This window comes from Wolbachia endosymbiont (group A) of Philonthus cognatus, from assembly GCF_947251755.1.
GTDB lineage: Bacteria > Pseudomonadota > Alphaproteobacteria > Rickettsiales > Anaplasmataceae > Wolbachia > Wolbachia pipientis.
The window spans coordinates 927,871-942,866 of record NZ_OX366388.1 but is presented as its reverse complement, the minus strand read 5'-3'; the positions used below and the strand labels follow the sequence as shown (position 1 = coordinate 942,866).

The 14,996-nt window shown below is 33.6% G+C and carries 12 protein-coding genes and 1 pseudogene; 9 read left to right on the top strand and 4 right to left on the bottom strand.

Annotated features, from left to right (window positions below):
* Position 1 precedes the first annotated feature (1 nt).
* The 5 genes from OPR21_RS04510 to OPR21_RS04490 all read left to right on the top strand — a co-directional run bounded on the left by OPR21_RS04510 (position 2) and on the right by OPR21_RS04490 (position 6,144).
* The gene (locus OPR21_RS04510) at positions 2-991 is read left to right on the top strand and encodes a phytanoyl-CoA dioxygenase family protein (protein WP_265029634.1); all 990 of its coding nucleotides are present in this window, start codon (positions 2-4) and stop codon (positions 989-991) included.
* A complete protein-coding gene (locus tag OPR21_RS04505; protein WP_265029633.1) occupies positions 992-2,785 on the top strand; it encodes an ABC transporter ATP-binding protein in 1,794 nt (597 codons plus the stop codon).
* Positions 2,769-3,818, top strand: a complete 1,050-nt coding sequence (locus OPR21_RS04500; RefSeq protein ID WP_265030306.1) for a threonine aldolase family protein — start codon at positions 2,769-2,771, stop codon at positions 3,816-3,818. The genes OPR21_RS04505 and OPR21_RS04500 overlap by 17 nt, the downstream gene beginning before the upstream one ends.
* Complete coding sequence (locus OPR21_RS04495; protein ID WP_265029632.1) at positions 3,815-4,858, top strand: threonine aldolase family protein; 1,044 nt, start codon at positions 3,815-3,817, stop codon at positions 4,856-4,858. The genes OPR21_RS04500 and OPR21_RS04495 overlap by 4 nt, the downstream gene beginning before the upstream one ends.
* 140 nt (positions 4,859-4,998) lie before the next feature.
* Complete coding sequence (locus OPR21_RS04490) at positions 4,999-6,144, top strand: MFS transporter (protein ID WP_010405355.1); 1,146 nt, start codon at positions 4,999-5,001, stop codon at positions 6,142-6,144.
* A gap of 17 nt (positions 6,145-6,161) precedes the next feature.
* Here OPR21_RS04490 and OPR21_RS04485 read toward each other — a convergent pair whose 3' ends face one another.
* The 4 genes from OPR21_RS04485 to wmk (OPR21_RS04470) form a co-directional block, all read right to left on the bottom strand.
* On the bottom strand, positions 6,162-7,469 hold the full coding sequence (locus tag OPR21_RS04485) for a UDP-glucose dehydrogenase family protein (protein ID WP_265029631.1): 1,308 nt from the start codon (positions 7,467-7,469) through the stop codon (positions 6,162-6,164).
* A gap of 39 nt (positions 7,470-7,508) precedes the next feature.
* Positions 7,509-8,408 (bottom strand): DMT family transporter, encoded by a 900-nt coding sequence (locus OPR21_RS04480; protein ID WP_250120254.1) that lies wholly within the window; start codon positions 8,406-8,408, stop codon positions 7,509-7,511.
* 527 nt (positions 8,409-8,935) lie between these two features.
* Positions 8,936-9,868: a WO male-killing family protein Wmk gene (gene wmk / locus OPR21_RS04475; RefSeq protein WP_406829248.1), complete on the bottom strand. Its 933-nt coding sequence runs from the start codon at positions 9,866-9,868 to the stop codon at positions 8,936-8,938.
* 38 nt (positions 9,869-9,906) lie between these two features.
* Positions 9,907-10,821 carry a WO male-killing family protein Wmk gene (gene wmk, locus OPR21_RS04470; protein WP_265029629.1) on the bottom strand — a complete coding sequence of 305 codons (915 nt, stop codon included), beginning with the start codon at positions 10,819-10,821 and terminating at the stop codon, positions 9,907-9,909.
* 180 nt (positions 10,822-11,001) lie between these two features.
* Between wmk (OPR21_RS04470) and OPR21_RS04465 the strand changes: the two genes are divergently transcribed.
* The 4 genes and pseudogenes from OPR21_RS04465 to OPR21_RS04450 all read left to right on the top strand — a co-directional run.
* Positions 11,002-11,175 (top strand): hypothetical protein, encoded by a 174-nt coding sequence (locus tag OPR21_RS04465; RefSeq protein ID WP_265029628.1) that lies wholly within the window; start codon positions 11,002-11,004, stop codon positions 11,173-11,175.
* Positions 11,129-13,153 carry a recombinase family protein gene (locus OPR21_RS04460; protein WP_265029627.1) on the top strand — a complete coding sequence of 675 codons (2,025 nt, stop codon included), beginning with the start codon at positions 11,129-11,131 and terminating at the stop codon, positions 13,151-13,153. Before OPR21_RS04465 ends, OPR21_RS04460 begins: the two co-directional genes overlap by 47 nt.
* Positions 13,143-14,486, top strand: a complete 1,344-nt coding sequence (locus OPR21_RS04455; protein ID WP_265030305.1) for a reverse transcriptase domain-containing protein — start codon at positions 13,143-13,145, stop codon at positions 14,484-14,486. The genes OPR21_RS04460 and OPR21_RS04455 overlap by 11 nt, the downstream gene beginning before the upstream one ends.
* A gap of 95 nt (positions 14,487-14,581) precedes the next feature.
* Positions 14,582-14,938 (top strand): annotated as a pseudogene (locus tag OPR21_RS04450) (Rpn family recombination-promoting nuclease/putative transposase); the annotation flags it as partial.
* Positions 14,939-14,996 lie beyond the last annotated feature (58 nt).

Here is a 14,996-nt window from a genome sequence, read left to right as displayed (position 1 = left end):
CATGGAAACATTACAAAAAAATGGTTTTTTTATTATCAAAAATCTGGTTCCTTTAGAGCTAATAACTCAGTCTTTAAGTGATATAACAAATAAGATATCAAAGCTATCCCAAGAACTAAGTGTTTCAACTTCTGACTACTTAAACTGTACCGGCAGATGGGGCACGTCATCTCGAGTAACTAGAATTATCTCTCAAGCATTAGATAAAATTATTAAAAATTACCTTGAAAAGTCACTTCAGTGTCAGATACTGCAGAAAAAATCAAATGTTATATGTAAAACTGCTGATTTAATAGATGCAGTTCCCTTCCATCAAGACATCTCCTATAGTTTCAATGATCCTTACCACTTTTCTGTTTGGTTAGCTTTGAATAATGTAAGTGAAACTTCAGGTGCACTGCAAATTATAGAAAACAGTCATAAATGGGAAATACAGCCTTTAGTTGATTTTTGGTACCCATATTTTTTTGATCAGTACTCAAGTAATCGGGAAAATTACAAAATTAAGTCACTACCTATTTCAGCAGGAGATGCGATAGTTTTTGATTCACGGTTATGGCATGGTAGTGATAAGAATACAGATGCTAAAGATAGATTTGCTTATGTAACAAGGTGGATTGTAAAAGATCAAGACCTTCCCTATGTGCCAAAACCTCAGCCTTCAGTTTTTGGTATACTCAATTGTGGTGAGTTAACAGAATCTATACTGAGAGAATGCTTGTCATTATTTTGCTACCAGGAAAGTATAAAAGTAAAAAACATGGAAGAACTTATCAAGAGCTGGTTAGCCTTTATTACAGACACAACTACAAATATTTCTGAGATCGACACTACTGAGGCTAAGCGAGATTTATATAAGCTACTTATTCTGAATCGAGCATCAGCACTACATGATGCTGGAGACATCTCAGGAAAAATATACAAAAATTTATGGTTTTCACTACTTGTATTTCTCAATAAAAAAGTCAACGTAGTGGAGCTAGCATTGTAAATGAACAGAAGTAGAGTTGATAGCTTCAAATGTGTATTGATGTTCATCTTGAATATAGTATCTAAATTCAAGCTTAATGTACTTATAATGTCTTTAGTTGCTCTGGTGGTAGCTGTTGATTTGTCTTTTAGAAAGTATTTAGTAAAAAATATTCTAGATACAGCTGTAAAATATCAGGAAGGTAATGTAATTGAAAATCTTTTATTACCTGTAAGCGCTTATCTTGGTATGGCATTACTTATCACTACTGCTTTTAGATTCTATGGCTATTTTGTTGACATTCAAATGTTTACCTTAATGCGTCAAAAGATAGCTGATATGTCTTTTTGTAGGCTACTCCAACAAGACCATTCCTATTATCAGAACAATTTATCCGGAAGTTTAGTACATAAGGCCAGTAACTTAATGGATAGTGTGATAGAGTTAATAAGATTGCTTATAGATTGTTTTTTCGGTTACAGCATAGCATTAGTCTTAGCTATTTATACCTTATCATTAGTAAACATAAAATTTGCAATCGCCACATTCACTTGGGTAAGCATTTTTATTTTAGTATCGATTTTCAGCTTTTGTGTACTTACTGAACTAGCTGATAATTACTCTAAACAAAATTCACAAGTAATAGCTAGTATAGCAGATAGTATTTTAAATGTTATATCAGTAAGGCTATTTTCTCAGCAAGCACATGAGAGACACAAATTTTTTCAAATATGCAAGAAAAGAACTATTGCAGAGAGAAAATTACAATGGGCATACTTTTGTCTTTGGTTTATATATGGCTATTCATTTGATATACTCCAAGCAGTAAACTTGTACTTTTTAATTTATGACTATCAATTGAACAAAATTGCAATAGGAGATATTGCTCTTGTACTTGGAATTAATATATCGATTATAGAGTTTCTTAACCATCTAACTAGGAATCTTACCCAATTTTCTACTCATTTCGGCAAAGTTTCAGATGCATTGCCAATCTTGACTACCGTACCAGAAATTCAAGATAAGGAAAATGCTAAAGAATTAAATTTATTAAGTGGAAGAATAACGTTTAACAATGTTTCTTTTTCTTATGAAGGTCAGGAGCCATTATTTCAAGATTTCTCAGTTACCATTAATCCTTGCGAAAAGGTAGGTCTAGTTGGTTATTCTGGAGGTGGTAAATCTACTTTTATAAACTTAATTCTAAGGCTATTTGATGTTAAAAAAGGTAATATACAGATTGATAATCAAATAGTATCAGAAGTTACACAGAGTTCTTTGAGGCAACAAATATCTGTAATACCTCAAGACCCATTGTTATTTCATGATACTATTTTAGCAAACATCATATATGGTAAACTTCAATCTACTATCGAAGAAATAATGAGAGCTGCAAAGCTGGCTGGTATTCACAATTTCATTATGACTCTGCCAGATCAATATGGAACTACAGTCGGAGAAAAAGGCATCAAGCTATCTGGAGGAGAAAGACAAAGAATAATAATAGCAAGGGCATTTTTAAAAAACGCTCCAATATTATTTCTCGATGAACCAACTAGTCAGTTAGATTCTATAACAGAAAAAACAATTCAAATGAGTTTATTCAAATTGATGAAAAATAAAACTACGATTACTATAGCACACCGTATTTCTACACTTTTACACATGGACCGAATTATAGTATTTAACAAAGGAAAAATTGTCCAAGATGGTAAACACGCTGAACTAGTTTCTAAACACGGTCTTTATAAAGAACTTTGGAATGCTCAAATTGGTTGTTTGAATGGCAAAAAAGAAGATGGAAAAAATTATTGATCTGAGAAGCGACACTACAACTCTGCAGAGCTCCAAGGTTATACATGCAATAAGTAATGCAACTGTTGGAGATTTTGCTTATGGTGAAGACAAAAGTTGTAATGACTTATCAGAATATTGCAAACAATTATTCAAAGTAGAAGAAGCATTATTTGTAACCAGCGGTATGCTTGCAAATAGATTAGCCATTGCCAGTCAAACAAGTCCTGGTGATGAACTAATAACTCATTATAATTATCACGTTAATTTTTTCGATAGCGCAGGCAATGCAAAAGTAAATAATATCGTATTTAATTGTATTAGAAATAATAGCGGAATCTTAGATGTTGATGAAGTAGAATATGCTATTAATTCTAAGCCGAGGTATAAAATTTTTGCTCAGGTGAGTCTTGTTTCTATAGAAAATAGTATAAATGGGTTTAATGGTAAAATTTATCCTTTTGAAAAACAAGTCGAGTTATATCACTTTTTAAAAGCTCACAATGTAAATCTTCATTTAGACGGTGCAAGAATATTTAATGCTCATATCGAAACAAATATTGCTTTAGCAGATTATGCTAAATATGTGGATACAATGAGCTTTTCTTTTACTAAAGGACTTGGCGCTCCTTTTGGTTCAATGCTTATGGGTAAAAGAGAGATAATTGAAAGGGCTAAAAAGCTACAGGTTTGGCTAGGTAGTGGTTATCATCAGATAGGGTATTGTGCTAATGCAGCAAAATACGTACTACAGAATAATATCTCTAGGCTTAAAGAAGATAATAAGCTCGCTAAATTACTTGCAGATAAGATTAAAGAAATTCCACACATAAAACTGGTACTACCTTATCCAGAAACTAATATAGTAAGCTTTAGTATAAAAGCACTAAATGTAACTAATGAGGTTTTCTTGAGTAAGTGCCAAGCTTATGGTTTATTGCTTTTTCCTTGGCTCGAGTCTCATATAAGAGCAGTTACCCATCTTGGCACAAAGGAAACAGACATCATGAAAGCTGCTGAAATTATAAAGGAGGTTGTGTTAAATTTAATATGAGAATAAAAATAGATTTCTTTAGCGATTCAAACACTGACCCTTCAGCTAAAATGAGGGAAGCGATGGCTAAAGCAAAAGTTGGAAACGAAGCTGCATGTGAAGATCCAACTGTGAACGAATTAGTGGCAACCGCATGTAAAATATTAGGTAAACCTGCAGGAATCTTTTTGATTTCAGGAACAATGTCCAATGTAATTGCTTATAAAGTACACATTCAAAGACCTGGTGATTACTTGCTGCTTGATGAAACTTCACATCCGCTCATAGTACAATCTGGCTTGATCGCAGCCCAGGCACATGCCACTCCTTTGCCCATCAAAGGTACGAGAGGAATATTTACTGGAGAACAAATTGTTGAGTTTATTACTCGTCCTAGTTTAAGAAATATTCCGAGAGTTGGGCTTGTTTCTATCGAACAAACGACAAATTTTGGTGGTGGAGCTGTGTGGCCTTTAGAATATATTCAAGAGATCTCAAGTCTCTGCAAAGAGAATGACGTATTCACTCATTTAGATGGAGCAAGACTGTTCAACGCTTGTGCTTATACTAAAATATCTCCAAAGGAGTATGCAAGTTATTTTGATTCGGTATTCATTGATTTTAGTAAAGGATTAGGTGCTCCAATGGGCGCAATATTGCTTGGAAGTGAAGATTTTATTGAAAAAGCTTGGTACTATAAGTTTCAAATTGGCGGAGGTATGCACCAAGCTGGCATTATTTCAGCTGCATGTTTATATGCTCTACGTAATAATGTAAATTCTTTAGAAGAAGATCATAAAAAAATGCAGCACCTTATAGAAGGCCTAGACTCCATAGATCAAGTTATAGTTGATATCGACCTGTATAAAACTAATATAGCGTATTTTTCATTACGTACTAATTGTATATCTACTCAAGAATTAATAAACGTACTAATGACAAATTATGGAATTAGAATGGCTAACATCAAAGGTAAAATCAGAGCTATAACACATAGAGATATAAGCTATGAAGATATTAATACTACTGTATCTGCTATAAGAAAGATACTAAGTAAGTAATTTTCTGCACTAATTGTTTGCAAACTTCTTGTCAAACAATATTATACCAATATAGTATTATGCTAGCATCTGCATAGAGCTATTTGGGAATAGGTGTGAACTTTGTCTTCTTTCAATATTTACTATTCTTCTGTGGATATATGCTGCTTTATTTATCAAGACAAAGTATACCAATTGCTCTACCACTGTTAATAGATACTGACCATGTAAAATTAAGCTATTTTTTTGCCTGCTTTTCTTTTTTTTATGGAGTATCAAAATTTGTTAATGGAATAATAATGGACTCCAAAAATAATCCATTATTTATGTTTGGGCTATGCAATATTGCAACTGGATTATTAACCATTGGTATAACTTTATCATATAATAATCTAACTTTATTACTGTTAACATTAATATTATTAGCTTGGACACAAGGGTTAGGTTGGCCAGCTATTACCAAGTTTATGGTTACAAACTCTAGCATCTCTTCAATTGCATCATCATGGGGAGTTATGAGCGCATCTCAGCAACTTGGTTCTTGTATTACTTTAATTGTATTACCAAGTATAATTAAAATATATGATGCAAAAAGTGCATTTTTGTACTCTGGTTTCTTATGCTTACTTTTTGGAATTTATATAATATTAAAGGCATATTACAAAGAAAGTGCCAACTTTACTACCTATTATAAGGTGCAGAAATCTCAAATAGGTATCAAGGTAACAAGTTCCATATGGTTTCTATGTTGTGCTACTTTTTGTGCTTATATTATAAAAATGGGAATCTTCTTTTGGTTTCCTATAATTTTAAAGAATAAATTACAAATTTCTCTTGTACAATCCTCACTAATAACAGGCGTATATGATTTAGGTGGAATCCTTGGAACTTTAATCACAGGAAGAATTAGTGATATGTACTTCTTTCAAAATAGAAGCTTGCTGGCATCACTTTATATGTTGGGTATAGCACTCACTTTTATTGCAATGAACTTTGGTCAAAACATAATTCTTATGAACCTTGGTGCAATCTTATCAGGATTCTTTATATTTGGAGTGCAAGTACTGACAGGTGTTATAGCTGTAGAAATTGCTCCACAAAATAATGTATGTGCAATTGTAAGCTTAACAGGATTATTTGGGTATATTGCAAGTTCAATATTTTCATGCGTGCTCTTAGGAGTACTTGTTAAGCACTGTGGTAACAGTATTATGTTTTCATTTTTTTCCATTTGCTCTGTTGTTGCACTCGTTTGCTTTTCCATACTATCAAGCAAAGATCTAAAAAAACTAAGTAAAGCGGTGTAAAAAAAATTTCTCAACAGTTAAACTTTGTAGATAGATTTTTTACCCAAGGAATAAACATGGTAACCATATCTTAGTAATAGCTCGCTATCTAATAAATTACGGAAATCAAAAACATTAGGTGCAGCCATAATACTCTTTAAACTTGCAAAATCTTGATTTTTAAATTCTTTCCACTCCGTTAATAATAATAAGGCTTCCGCGTCCCTTGCAGCCCCTATAGCATTGTCCGCGTATTCTATATCCTTTAGAACTTGCCTAGCATTATCCATCCCCATTGGGTCATATGCAGTAATTTTAGCCTTGTTATTCACTAACAATTGTGCAATATCTATAGCTGGGCTATTTCTTACATCATCAGTACCAGACTTAAAAGTTAGCCCCCATATTGCTATTTTTTTATTTTGGACTCCATTTAATACATATTCTACCTTTTTAGCAATGTTTGTTATATGATTATAGTTAGATTCCTTAACTGAATTTAAAATTTGTAGCTTAACATTGTGGTCTTCAGCAAGCCTTATTAAAGCTGACAAATCTTTAGGAAAACATGATCCTCCAAATCCTGGACCAGCTTTGAGAAATTCCTTACCTATTCTATGGTCCATTCCCATACTGTTAGCTAAAAGGTCAATGTCTGCTCCTAATAGCTCACATAAACCTGCCATCTCATTGATAAAAGCAACCTTTGTTGCTAGAAAGGCATTAGAAGCATATTTAATCATTTCAGCAGTAACTGTATCAGTGACTATTAACGGAATATTCTTATCTATAAATGATCTATATATAACTTCTAGTTTTGCCCTAGCTAGCTTAGTTTTTACTCCTATTATTATCCTATCTGGGTATAAAAAATCTGATACTGCAGAGCCTTGCTTGAGAAACTCTGGATTAACTCCTAAATCAAAGTTATAGCCCTTATTAGATAAATAATTATGTATATTTTCTGCAGTACCAGGAGGAACAGTTGACTTTATCACTATTAAGCAATCTTGATTAACTCTCTCAGAAACTTCACTTACTGCATTATATACATTCTTTAAATTTGCATTTCCTAGGGAGTCTGATGGAGTATCTACAGTTACAAATACTACTTCTGTATTGGGATTTATTTGAGAATACGAATCAAAAAATCTTATCCTTTGTGACTTTATATTATTCTCTAAATAATCTGCTAATTCAGGTTCATATAAGGGAATTTTCCCTGATTTCAAAAGTTCAATCTTCTCAGTATTTATGTCAATGCAATCAACTTTATGGCCCTGCTCCGATAACATTGTACCAGATACTAAGCCTACATACCCTACTCCTATAATAGTTATGTGCATTACCTTAAAAATATAGCTTAGCATCTAAAATAAATACCATTAACAATTATAAACTTTTGTTGTTACATTATTTTTCTTAATTGCCTTACCTTCCGAATAAGCTATGAACAAGGTTGATGGTATTAATATCAAAGTACCATATAAAGCACTTTTATCAGGTAATTCATTAAATATAACGTATGCTACTATTGCAGAAATTATTAGCTCTATGTATCTATACGGTGCAAGTGCAGTGGCATCAGTAAGAGCAAAAGCTTTTAACATGAAGAACAGAATTAGGTTTGAACTTATTCCTAAAATCAGCAGTAATACTAACTCCAACAAGGAAGGCATATGCCAATAAAATAACAAAGATGGAGTGGAAAAAATTGTTGTTGTTAGAGCTGAGTAAAATAATATACTTATTATTGTCTCCTTCATTACAAGCTTCTTATTAAGTACATCTAGTATAGCGAAGATTAATGCGGATACAATAAAAATAAGAATTTTAGGATTAAAATCCTCACTATAAGCTTTAGTAGTAATAGCAATACCAATAAAACCAATGACAGCTACTACCCATCTTTGCCAAATTATATTTTCTTCCAGAAAAGGAATTGCAAGAAGCATAACAAATAATGGTATTGAGAAACCTATAATTGTTGCAGTTACTATTGGGCAAATAGTCAACCCATAGGTCCATAAGGTCATTCCACAAAACAACAATGCACCTCTAGTTATTTGAATAGATATTCGACTTGTTTTACAAACTCCTATTCCATAGTAAAATATAAAAGGTATAAGAGTAATAGTGCTAAATAAAAAACGGAAAAAGATTATCTCAAAACTTTGAAGGTGTAAACCGAGACACTTTGATATAGTATCATTAACTACACTACTAAGTAAACTGAGTATAAACCAGGTAACTCCAAGCAAATAAGCTCTTAGTCTGTGATCCATAAAACTCCAAATTTAATATTTTATGAGATAACTTTACTGTACAAAAGATCAATAATAGAAAAGGTTTCTTCTATCTACTGTTTAACCATATTCATAAATATTTAGTAGAAATAATTTGAGAAGTGTTATATAAAATGCAGCTTTATTGCATAATTTTAATAAACAGAAATGCTAACTGATTTTTTTGTAATATATGATAATATTTGCGAATACCATAACATTATATGGATAATACCATAACTAAAAGTACTTGCAGCAAGAAGACAGGAAAAGTAATCGGGAGTACTGACGACTGTGGCAATTTTACCAACTAGCTTCTCTGCTAGCATTAGCAATATGTGTTTTCAGCATCAATTTTAAAAGCATTAAATTTGAAGTTTATCAAACAACACAAATTAGCAGCAAAACTTTACGAAAATGCTTCAGTTGAGTCAGCTAAACAAATTTTCAGAATAGATGTATTAAATACGTAACCATCTTTACTTATATCTTAATATACTGTTTCTCAGTACCGTCTTTAACACAATTCAATTTTCACAATCACCCAACTCATCAGCAGTTAGGTCACTTGCTCGCACAATAATATCAATTGCAACACCTGCCTTTGCTAGATTTTTCGCAACCCTGATTTTCTCTGCTTTTTTAACTTTTTCCTTGCCGCTTTTCATATCTTCAGATAGAGATTTGACTAACGCATCTAATGATTCTTGTTCTCTGTACTCGTCTATTAAACTCAATAGCCTATTTTCTTCTTTACTTTCTCTCGTTTCAGGTAGCAAAACTTTAATATTCACTGATAATGCTCTTGCTATTTCATATAATTTATCAAATGAGATGGCAGTACATCCTTTTTCATATTCGTGTATTTCCTTGAGCGTTAAATCAACTTTATTCGCCAAATCTTTTTGAGTATATCTCCTTATCAACCTCCATTCTCTTATTCTTTGCCCTACTCTGTAGTATATAGAATCAGTGCAGACTTCTTTTCTTGTATTATTATATTCGTAAATAGATAAGCCGGTTGCTTGGGAAATAATATCAGTAGAAACTCCTTCTTTAACTAGATTTTTTGCTACCTCTAATCTTGCCTCCTCTTGATTGACTTTCTCGCTAATATGAACAAACCTGACTAATGAAGGTACTATTTTGCCTAACTTTTGATTCTCGTATATTTTTGTTAGATAGAGTATTTCTTCGTCTTCATCTTTATACTCTCTTACTACTACTGATTCAGGTAGCAGATCTGTAACAGTAGCTGATAATGCTTTTGCTATTACATATAGTACTTCAATTGGAATAGCGCTATAGCCATTCTCATAGCTGTTCACTTCTTGGTATGTTAAACCTATTTGACCTGCTAATCCTATTTGAGTATGACCTCGCATTAACCTACAATTTTCTATTTTTTGTCCTATTCCATAACTAACATTGCTTGCAGAAACAAACACATATACCTCCATTTAAGAAAAAAACTCTATTACTATAATTTTTTCACGAGCTATCCATCTAAAACCATATCAATAGATAAACCTACTGCTTGCAAAATAATATCAATAGAAATTCCCCCCTTTACTAGATCCTTTGCAACTTTGATCCTTTCCGCTTTTCTCACTTTTTCTTCACAAATCCTTATACCTTCAAACAGAGACTCTCTTAATGCATTACGTAGTTCTTGGCTCTCAATTTCTTTGTATTCTTTAATCAAATCAGGTAGCTCATTTTTCACTTTACTCCCTTCCTCTATTAGTAGATCCGTAATATTAATCGATAATGCTTCTGCCATTTCATATAATTTATCAAGTGGAACAGCAGTCCTTCCTTGTTCATAGTTGCTTATTTCGTGACGGGTTGTACTCATTTTCTCTGCTAAATCCTTTTGAGTATATTCCCGCACTAGTCTCCATTCTTTTATCTTTTTTCCTATTTGGCAGTATATAGAACCAACTTTTTCTTCAACACATTCATCAGCAGAGAGGCCAATTGCTTGTGAAACAATATCAATAGAAATTCCTGCTTTAACCAAACCCTTTGCGATTTTTATTTTTTCCGATTTTCTACTACTTTTCTCACTAACTTGAACAAATTTGGTTAATAAACAAAACACCCTACGTAACTCCTGATCATTAATTGTTTTATATTTTCTTACTAAATTTAATATTTCTTCTCCCTCATCTTCAAGACAGCTTTTTGATACAGGAATAAGATCCGTAATACTGATTGATAGTGCCTCAGCTATAGCATACAGCCTTTCAATTGGAATTCTACGGTTCCCTTTCTCATATTGCAGTATCACCCAATGCTTTACACCAACTTTCTCCGCTAAATCCTTCTGAGTATAACCTCGCTCTAACCTCCAATTTTTTACTTTTTGCCCTACTTCATACTCTAGACTTCTTTCCACGAAAAGAACCATACATATAATATTTTCTACTATAGCTCAATTTTGTTAAGGCTCCAGATATAATGGTAAAAAAAACCTCTGGAACCTTAAAGTTGCCTGTAGACGCATTAAAGTTCCCGAAAGGTTTCTTTACTACCTCCACATACCCTATTTACCCATGAAGACAATACTTCATCATTGCTAACCTCTTTTATGTTGTACGAGTATTTAATAGCAGAACAACAATCGATAAAAACGGAGGATATCAGTAATGACAGCACACAAGATTCAGAATCATCATGTATCAAAACCAGCCTATGTTTATCTGAGACAATCGACAATGGGACAGGTAAGATTAAATCAGGAGAGTACCGAGAGGCAATATAAACTGCAAGACAAAGCTCAACAATTGGGGTGGTCACAGGAAGCAATCAAAATTTTAGACGGTGATTTAGGAATGTCGGGGACCCAAGCTAATAACAGAGAAGACTTTAAAATGCTAGTTGCAGATGTGTCAATGGGAAAAGTAGGGGGAGTATTTGTACTAGAAGCATCACGATTATCTAGATCTTGTAGCGATTGGCACAGATTGCTGGAATTATGCGCTTTAACCGATACACTAATTATCGATGAAGATGGTTGTTATAGTCCTAATGATTTCAACGACCAATTGCTGCTAGGGTTAAAAGGAACGATGTCACAAGCAGAGTTGCACTTTATCCGTGCTAGACTTTTGGGAGGTAAGATAAATAAGGCTAGGAAAGGAGAGCTTCGGTTTCCTCTACCAGTAGGATTTTGTTATGATGATGAAGGCAATACTAGATTTGACGATAACGAGCAAGTAAGGAGTGTAGTTCAATTATTATTTAGGGTATTTAGAGAAAAGGGCAGTGCTTATGGAGTGGTTCACCATTTTGGCCAAAACAAAATACAATTTCCAAAACGAGCATATGGTGGTATTTGGAAAGGGAAGCTGATATGGGGAGCATTAACACATTCTAGAGTATGTGCAGTATTAAAAAACCCTTGTTATGCTGGAGTTTATGTTTATGGCCGTTATAGATATCAGAAAAAATTATCGAGTACTGGACAGGTCCAAACAACAGTAGTTCGCCTACCAATGGAAGCCTGGCATACAATGATAAAAGACCATCACGAAGGTTACATAACATGGGAAGAATATATAGCAAACAAAAAGATTTTAGCAAATAATCAAACCAGTAGAGAAGAGAACATGCTACCTACAGCAGTACGAGAAGGATTGGGATTATTGCAGGGGTTATTGATTTGTGGTTGTTGTGGCCGCCGCCTTAGTATAAGGTATAAAGGAAAAAATGGTATTCTTACTGTCTATGAATGTAATTGGAAAAAGAAGTGGGGAGCAGATAGTAAAAGCTGTTTTTCTGTTCATGGAAATCCTTTGGATAAAGCTATTGCAAAAAGAGTATTAGAAGTCATGGAACCTGCGCAAATTGAGATTGCCGTAAAAGCATTTGAAGAACTGGAACAACGAGGTAACATGCTTGACAAGCAATGGCAAATGCAAATAAAAAGAGCAGATTATGAAGTACAATTGGCACAGAGACGTTATGAAGAAGTAGATCCATCGAATCGCCTAGTAGCTGCAACTTTGGAGAGGCGTTGGAACGAAGCTCTAATAGCATTAGAAGAAGCACAGAATCAATATGATGAATATAAGAAAAAGGACGTACTTGTAGCTACAAAACAACAAAAAGAGCAAGTGTTGGCACTAGCTCAAGACTTACCACGCTTATGGAATGCAGAGTCAACGAGTGCAAGAGATCGAAAGCGTATTTTACGACTTCTAATCAAAGATATCACTGTTGAAAAACTACGTAATGAACAAAAAGCAGTGCTACATATACGTTGGCAAACAAATGCTACAGAGGACTTAGAAGTACAATTACCAAAGAAACCTTATGACAGATGGCGGCATTCAGAGGATATAGTTAATCGGATAAGACAGCTATCAACAACAATGACTGATGTGCAAATTATTAATCTATTAAACCAAGAGGGACTTACAACAAATAAAGGCAATCCATTTACTGTAAAAAGTATAAAATGGATTCGATTTAAACATAAGATTCCAGCACTATGTAATCAAAAATCTGAAGAAGAGTTATCAGTGAAGCAAGTTGCAGAAAAATTCAATGTTAGTCATTACGTAGTACGTTATTGGATTGAACATAAGTTTATTAATGTACGGCGTATTGGTCCACAATTCTGGATATCTATCAGTCCAGAACAAGAACTAGAGTTAAAAAAGCGTGTTGAGAACTCTTCTAAAATAGCAATTGCAAGATTAAAATCACAAAAACAAATTGAAGGAGGTGTATTATGAAGTCATTGTGCCCACTATATCGTGTCGAGCAAAACAAACACTTGTAAAAATGGCTTTAGAACCAGAATGGGAGGCAAAACTTGAGCCAAACACTTATGGTTTTAGACCTGGTAGATCATGTCATGATGCAATTGAAGCCATATTTGATGTGCTAAAACAGAAAACAGCATATGTATTAGATGCTGATATTTCTGGATGCTTTGACAATATTAACCATAATAAATTGCTTGAAAAGCTCAATACCACACCAACATTAAAGAAAATCATAAAAGGATGGTTAGGAGCTGGTGTTATGGAAGATGGAAAGCTTCAATCCACAAAACGTGGTACAATTCAAGGAGGGACGATCTCACCGTTGCTAGCTTGTGTTGCATTACACGGATTAGAGCAACATGTCAAAAAAGCATTAACAAACGAACTCTTTCAATGCATGAAAAGAAAATATGGTAGGATATCGCATAGAAACGCGCAAAAGTCTATTAGTGTAATTTTCTACTGTGATGATTTTGTCATCATACATGAAAACGAAGAGATTATTCTTAAAGCAAAAATTTTAGTTGAAGAATGGTTAGAAACCATTGGACTAAAATTAAAGCCCTCTAAAACAAGAGTTTCTCATACATTAAGAACCATTGACGAAACAAAACCAGGATTTGATTTTCTTGGATTTTCAATAAGACAATATCCAATAAAAGAAAGTAAGAAAGGTTACAAGTTATTAATCAAACCAAGTCGTAATTCTATAAAACAGCATACACTAGCTATTAAACATAAACTCAGAGAAATGCGTGGAGCACCACAAGAACGGGTGATAAAGGATCTCAATCCAATAAACAGAGGATGGAGTCAATATTACTCCTCGGTAGTTTCATGTAAAATCTTTAGCTCATTGGATAATATTATGCATAGAAAACTCTGGAAGTGGGCAGTTTTTAGGCACCCAAACAAAGGGAGATGCTGGATAAAAAGAAAGTACTTTAAGAAGTATAATAACGAAAACTGGCGCTTTATGACAAGTAACAAGGTACGTCTTACTATACACAGCGATCATGTTATTAAACGACATATCAAAGTGCAAAAAACCAGATCCCCATATGATGGTGATTGGGTATATTGGGGTAAACGTCTGAGAAAAATACCAGATAAGCCACTAGGAGTAATAAAATTATTGAGGTTGCAACAAAGTAAATGCGATAATTGTAGACTATGGTTTAAAAGTGATGATACAATAGAAATACATCACAAAGACCGGAATAGACGAAACAATATGATCACAAACTTATCTTTGTTACATGGACATTGTCACGATGAATTACACAGGAGGTGTGCATGAAAAGCACCAAATTAGAGAGAAGCCGTATGAGGCGCAAAGTCTCACGTACGGTTTTGCAGTCGAGTGAGGAAGGGCGACCTTCTTCACTTAGACAACAATATGCAGAAGAAACTACGGATGAAGATTTAAGAAAAATAGCAGAAAAGTCACCGATAATAAAGTTAGCGTATGACGAGTTAGATAAATTTCATTGGAATGAGAAAGATCTTGTAGCTTATGAAGAAAGAGTAATGGATTTACAGAAAGAAGCTGCTATCTTGGAACAAAAACTCGATGATGCCACTCAAAAAGGTAGACAAGAAGGCATCCAAATCGGCCATGAAAAAGGTAAAATTGAAGGTAAAATTGAAGTTGCCAAAAACTCACTCAAGGCCGGTGTATCTATTGATGTTATCGCTGAAATTACCGGTCTCTCTCATTCTGAAATTTCACAACTCAAAGAAAAAACATAATATCCCTACTTATTCACTTCAACATTTATGAAAACCTTCTCTAAGTTAGACATATCCC

Coding starts and splice junctions, on each gene's coding strand:
- OPR21_RS04510 (WP_265029634.1), top strand. CDS start 2: ATGGAAACATTACAAAAAAATGGTTTTTTTATTATCAAAAATCTGGTT.
- OPR21_RS04505 (WP_265029633.1), top strand. CDS start 992: ATGAACAGAAGTAGAGTTGATAGCTTCAAATGTGTATTGATGTTCATC.
- OPR21_RS04500 (WP_265030306.1), top strand. CDS start 2,769: ATGGAAAAAATTATTGATCTGAGAAGCGACACTACAACTCTGCAGAGC.
- OPR21_RS04495 (WP_265029632.1), top strand. CDS start 3,815: ATGAGAATAAAAATAGATTTCTTTAGCGATTCAAACACTGACCCTTCA.
- OPR21_RS04490 (WP_010405355.1), top strand. CDS start 4,999: ATGCTGCTTTATTTATCAAGACAAAGTATACCAATTGCTCTACCACTG.
- OPR21_RS04485 (WP_265029631.1), bottom strand. CDS start 7,469: ATGCACATAACTATTATAGGAGTAGGGTATGTAGGCTTAGTATCTGGT.
- OPR21_RS04480 (WP_250120254.1), bottom strand. CDS start 8,408: ATGGATCACAGACTAAGAGCTTATTTGCTTGGAGTTACCTGGTTTATA.
- wmk (WP_406829248.1), bottom strand. CDS start 9,868: ATGGAGGTATATGTGTTTGTTTCTGCAAGCAATGTTAGTTATGGAATA.
- wmk (WP_265029629.1), bottom strand. CDS start 10,821: ATGGTTCTTTTCGTGGAAAGAAGTCTAGAGTATGAAGTAGGGCAAAAA.
- OPR21_RS04465 (WP_265029628.1), top strand. CDS start 11,002: ATGTTGTACGAGTATTTAATAGCAGAACAACAATCGATAAAAACGGAG.
- OPR21_RS04460 (WP_265029627.1), top strand. CDS start 11,129: ATGGGACAGGTAAGATTAAATCAGGAGAGTACCGAGAGGCAATATAAA.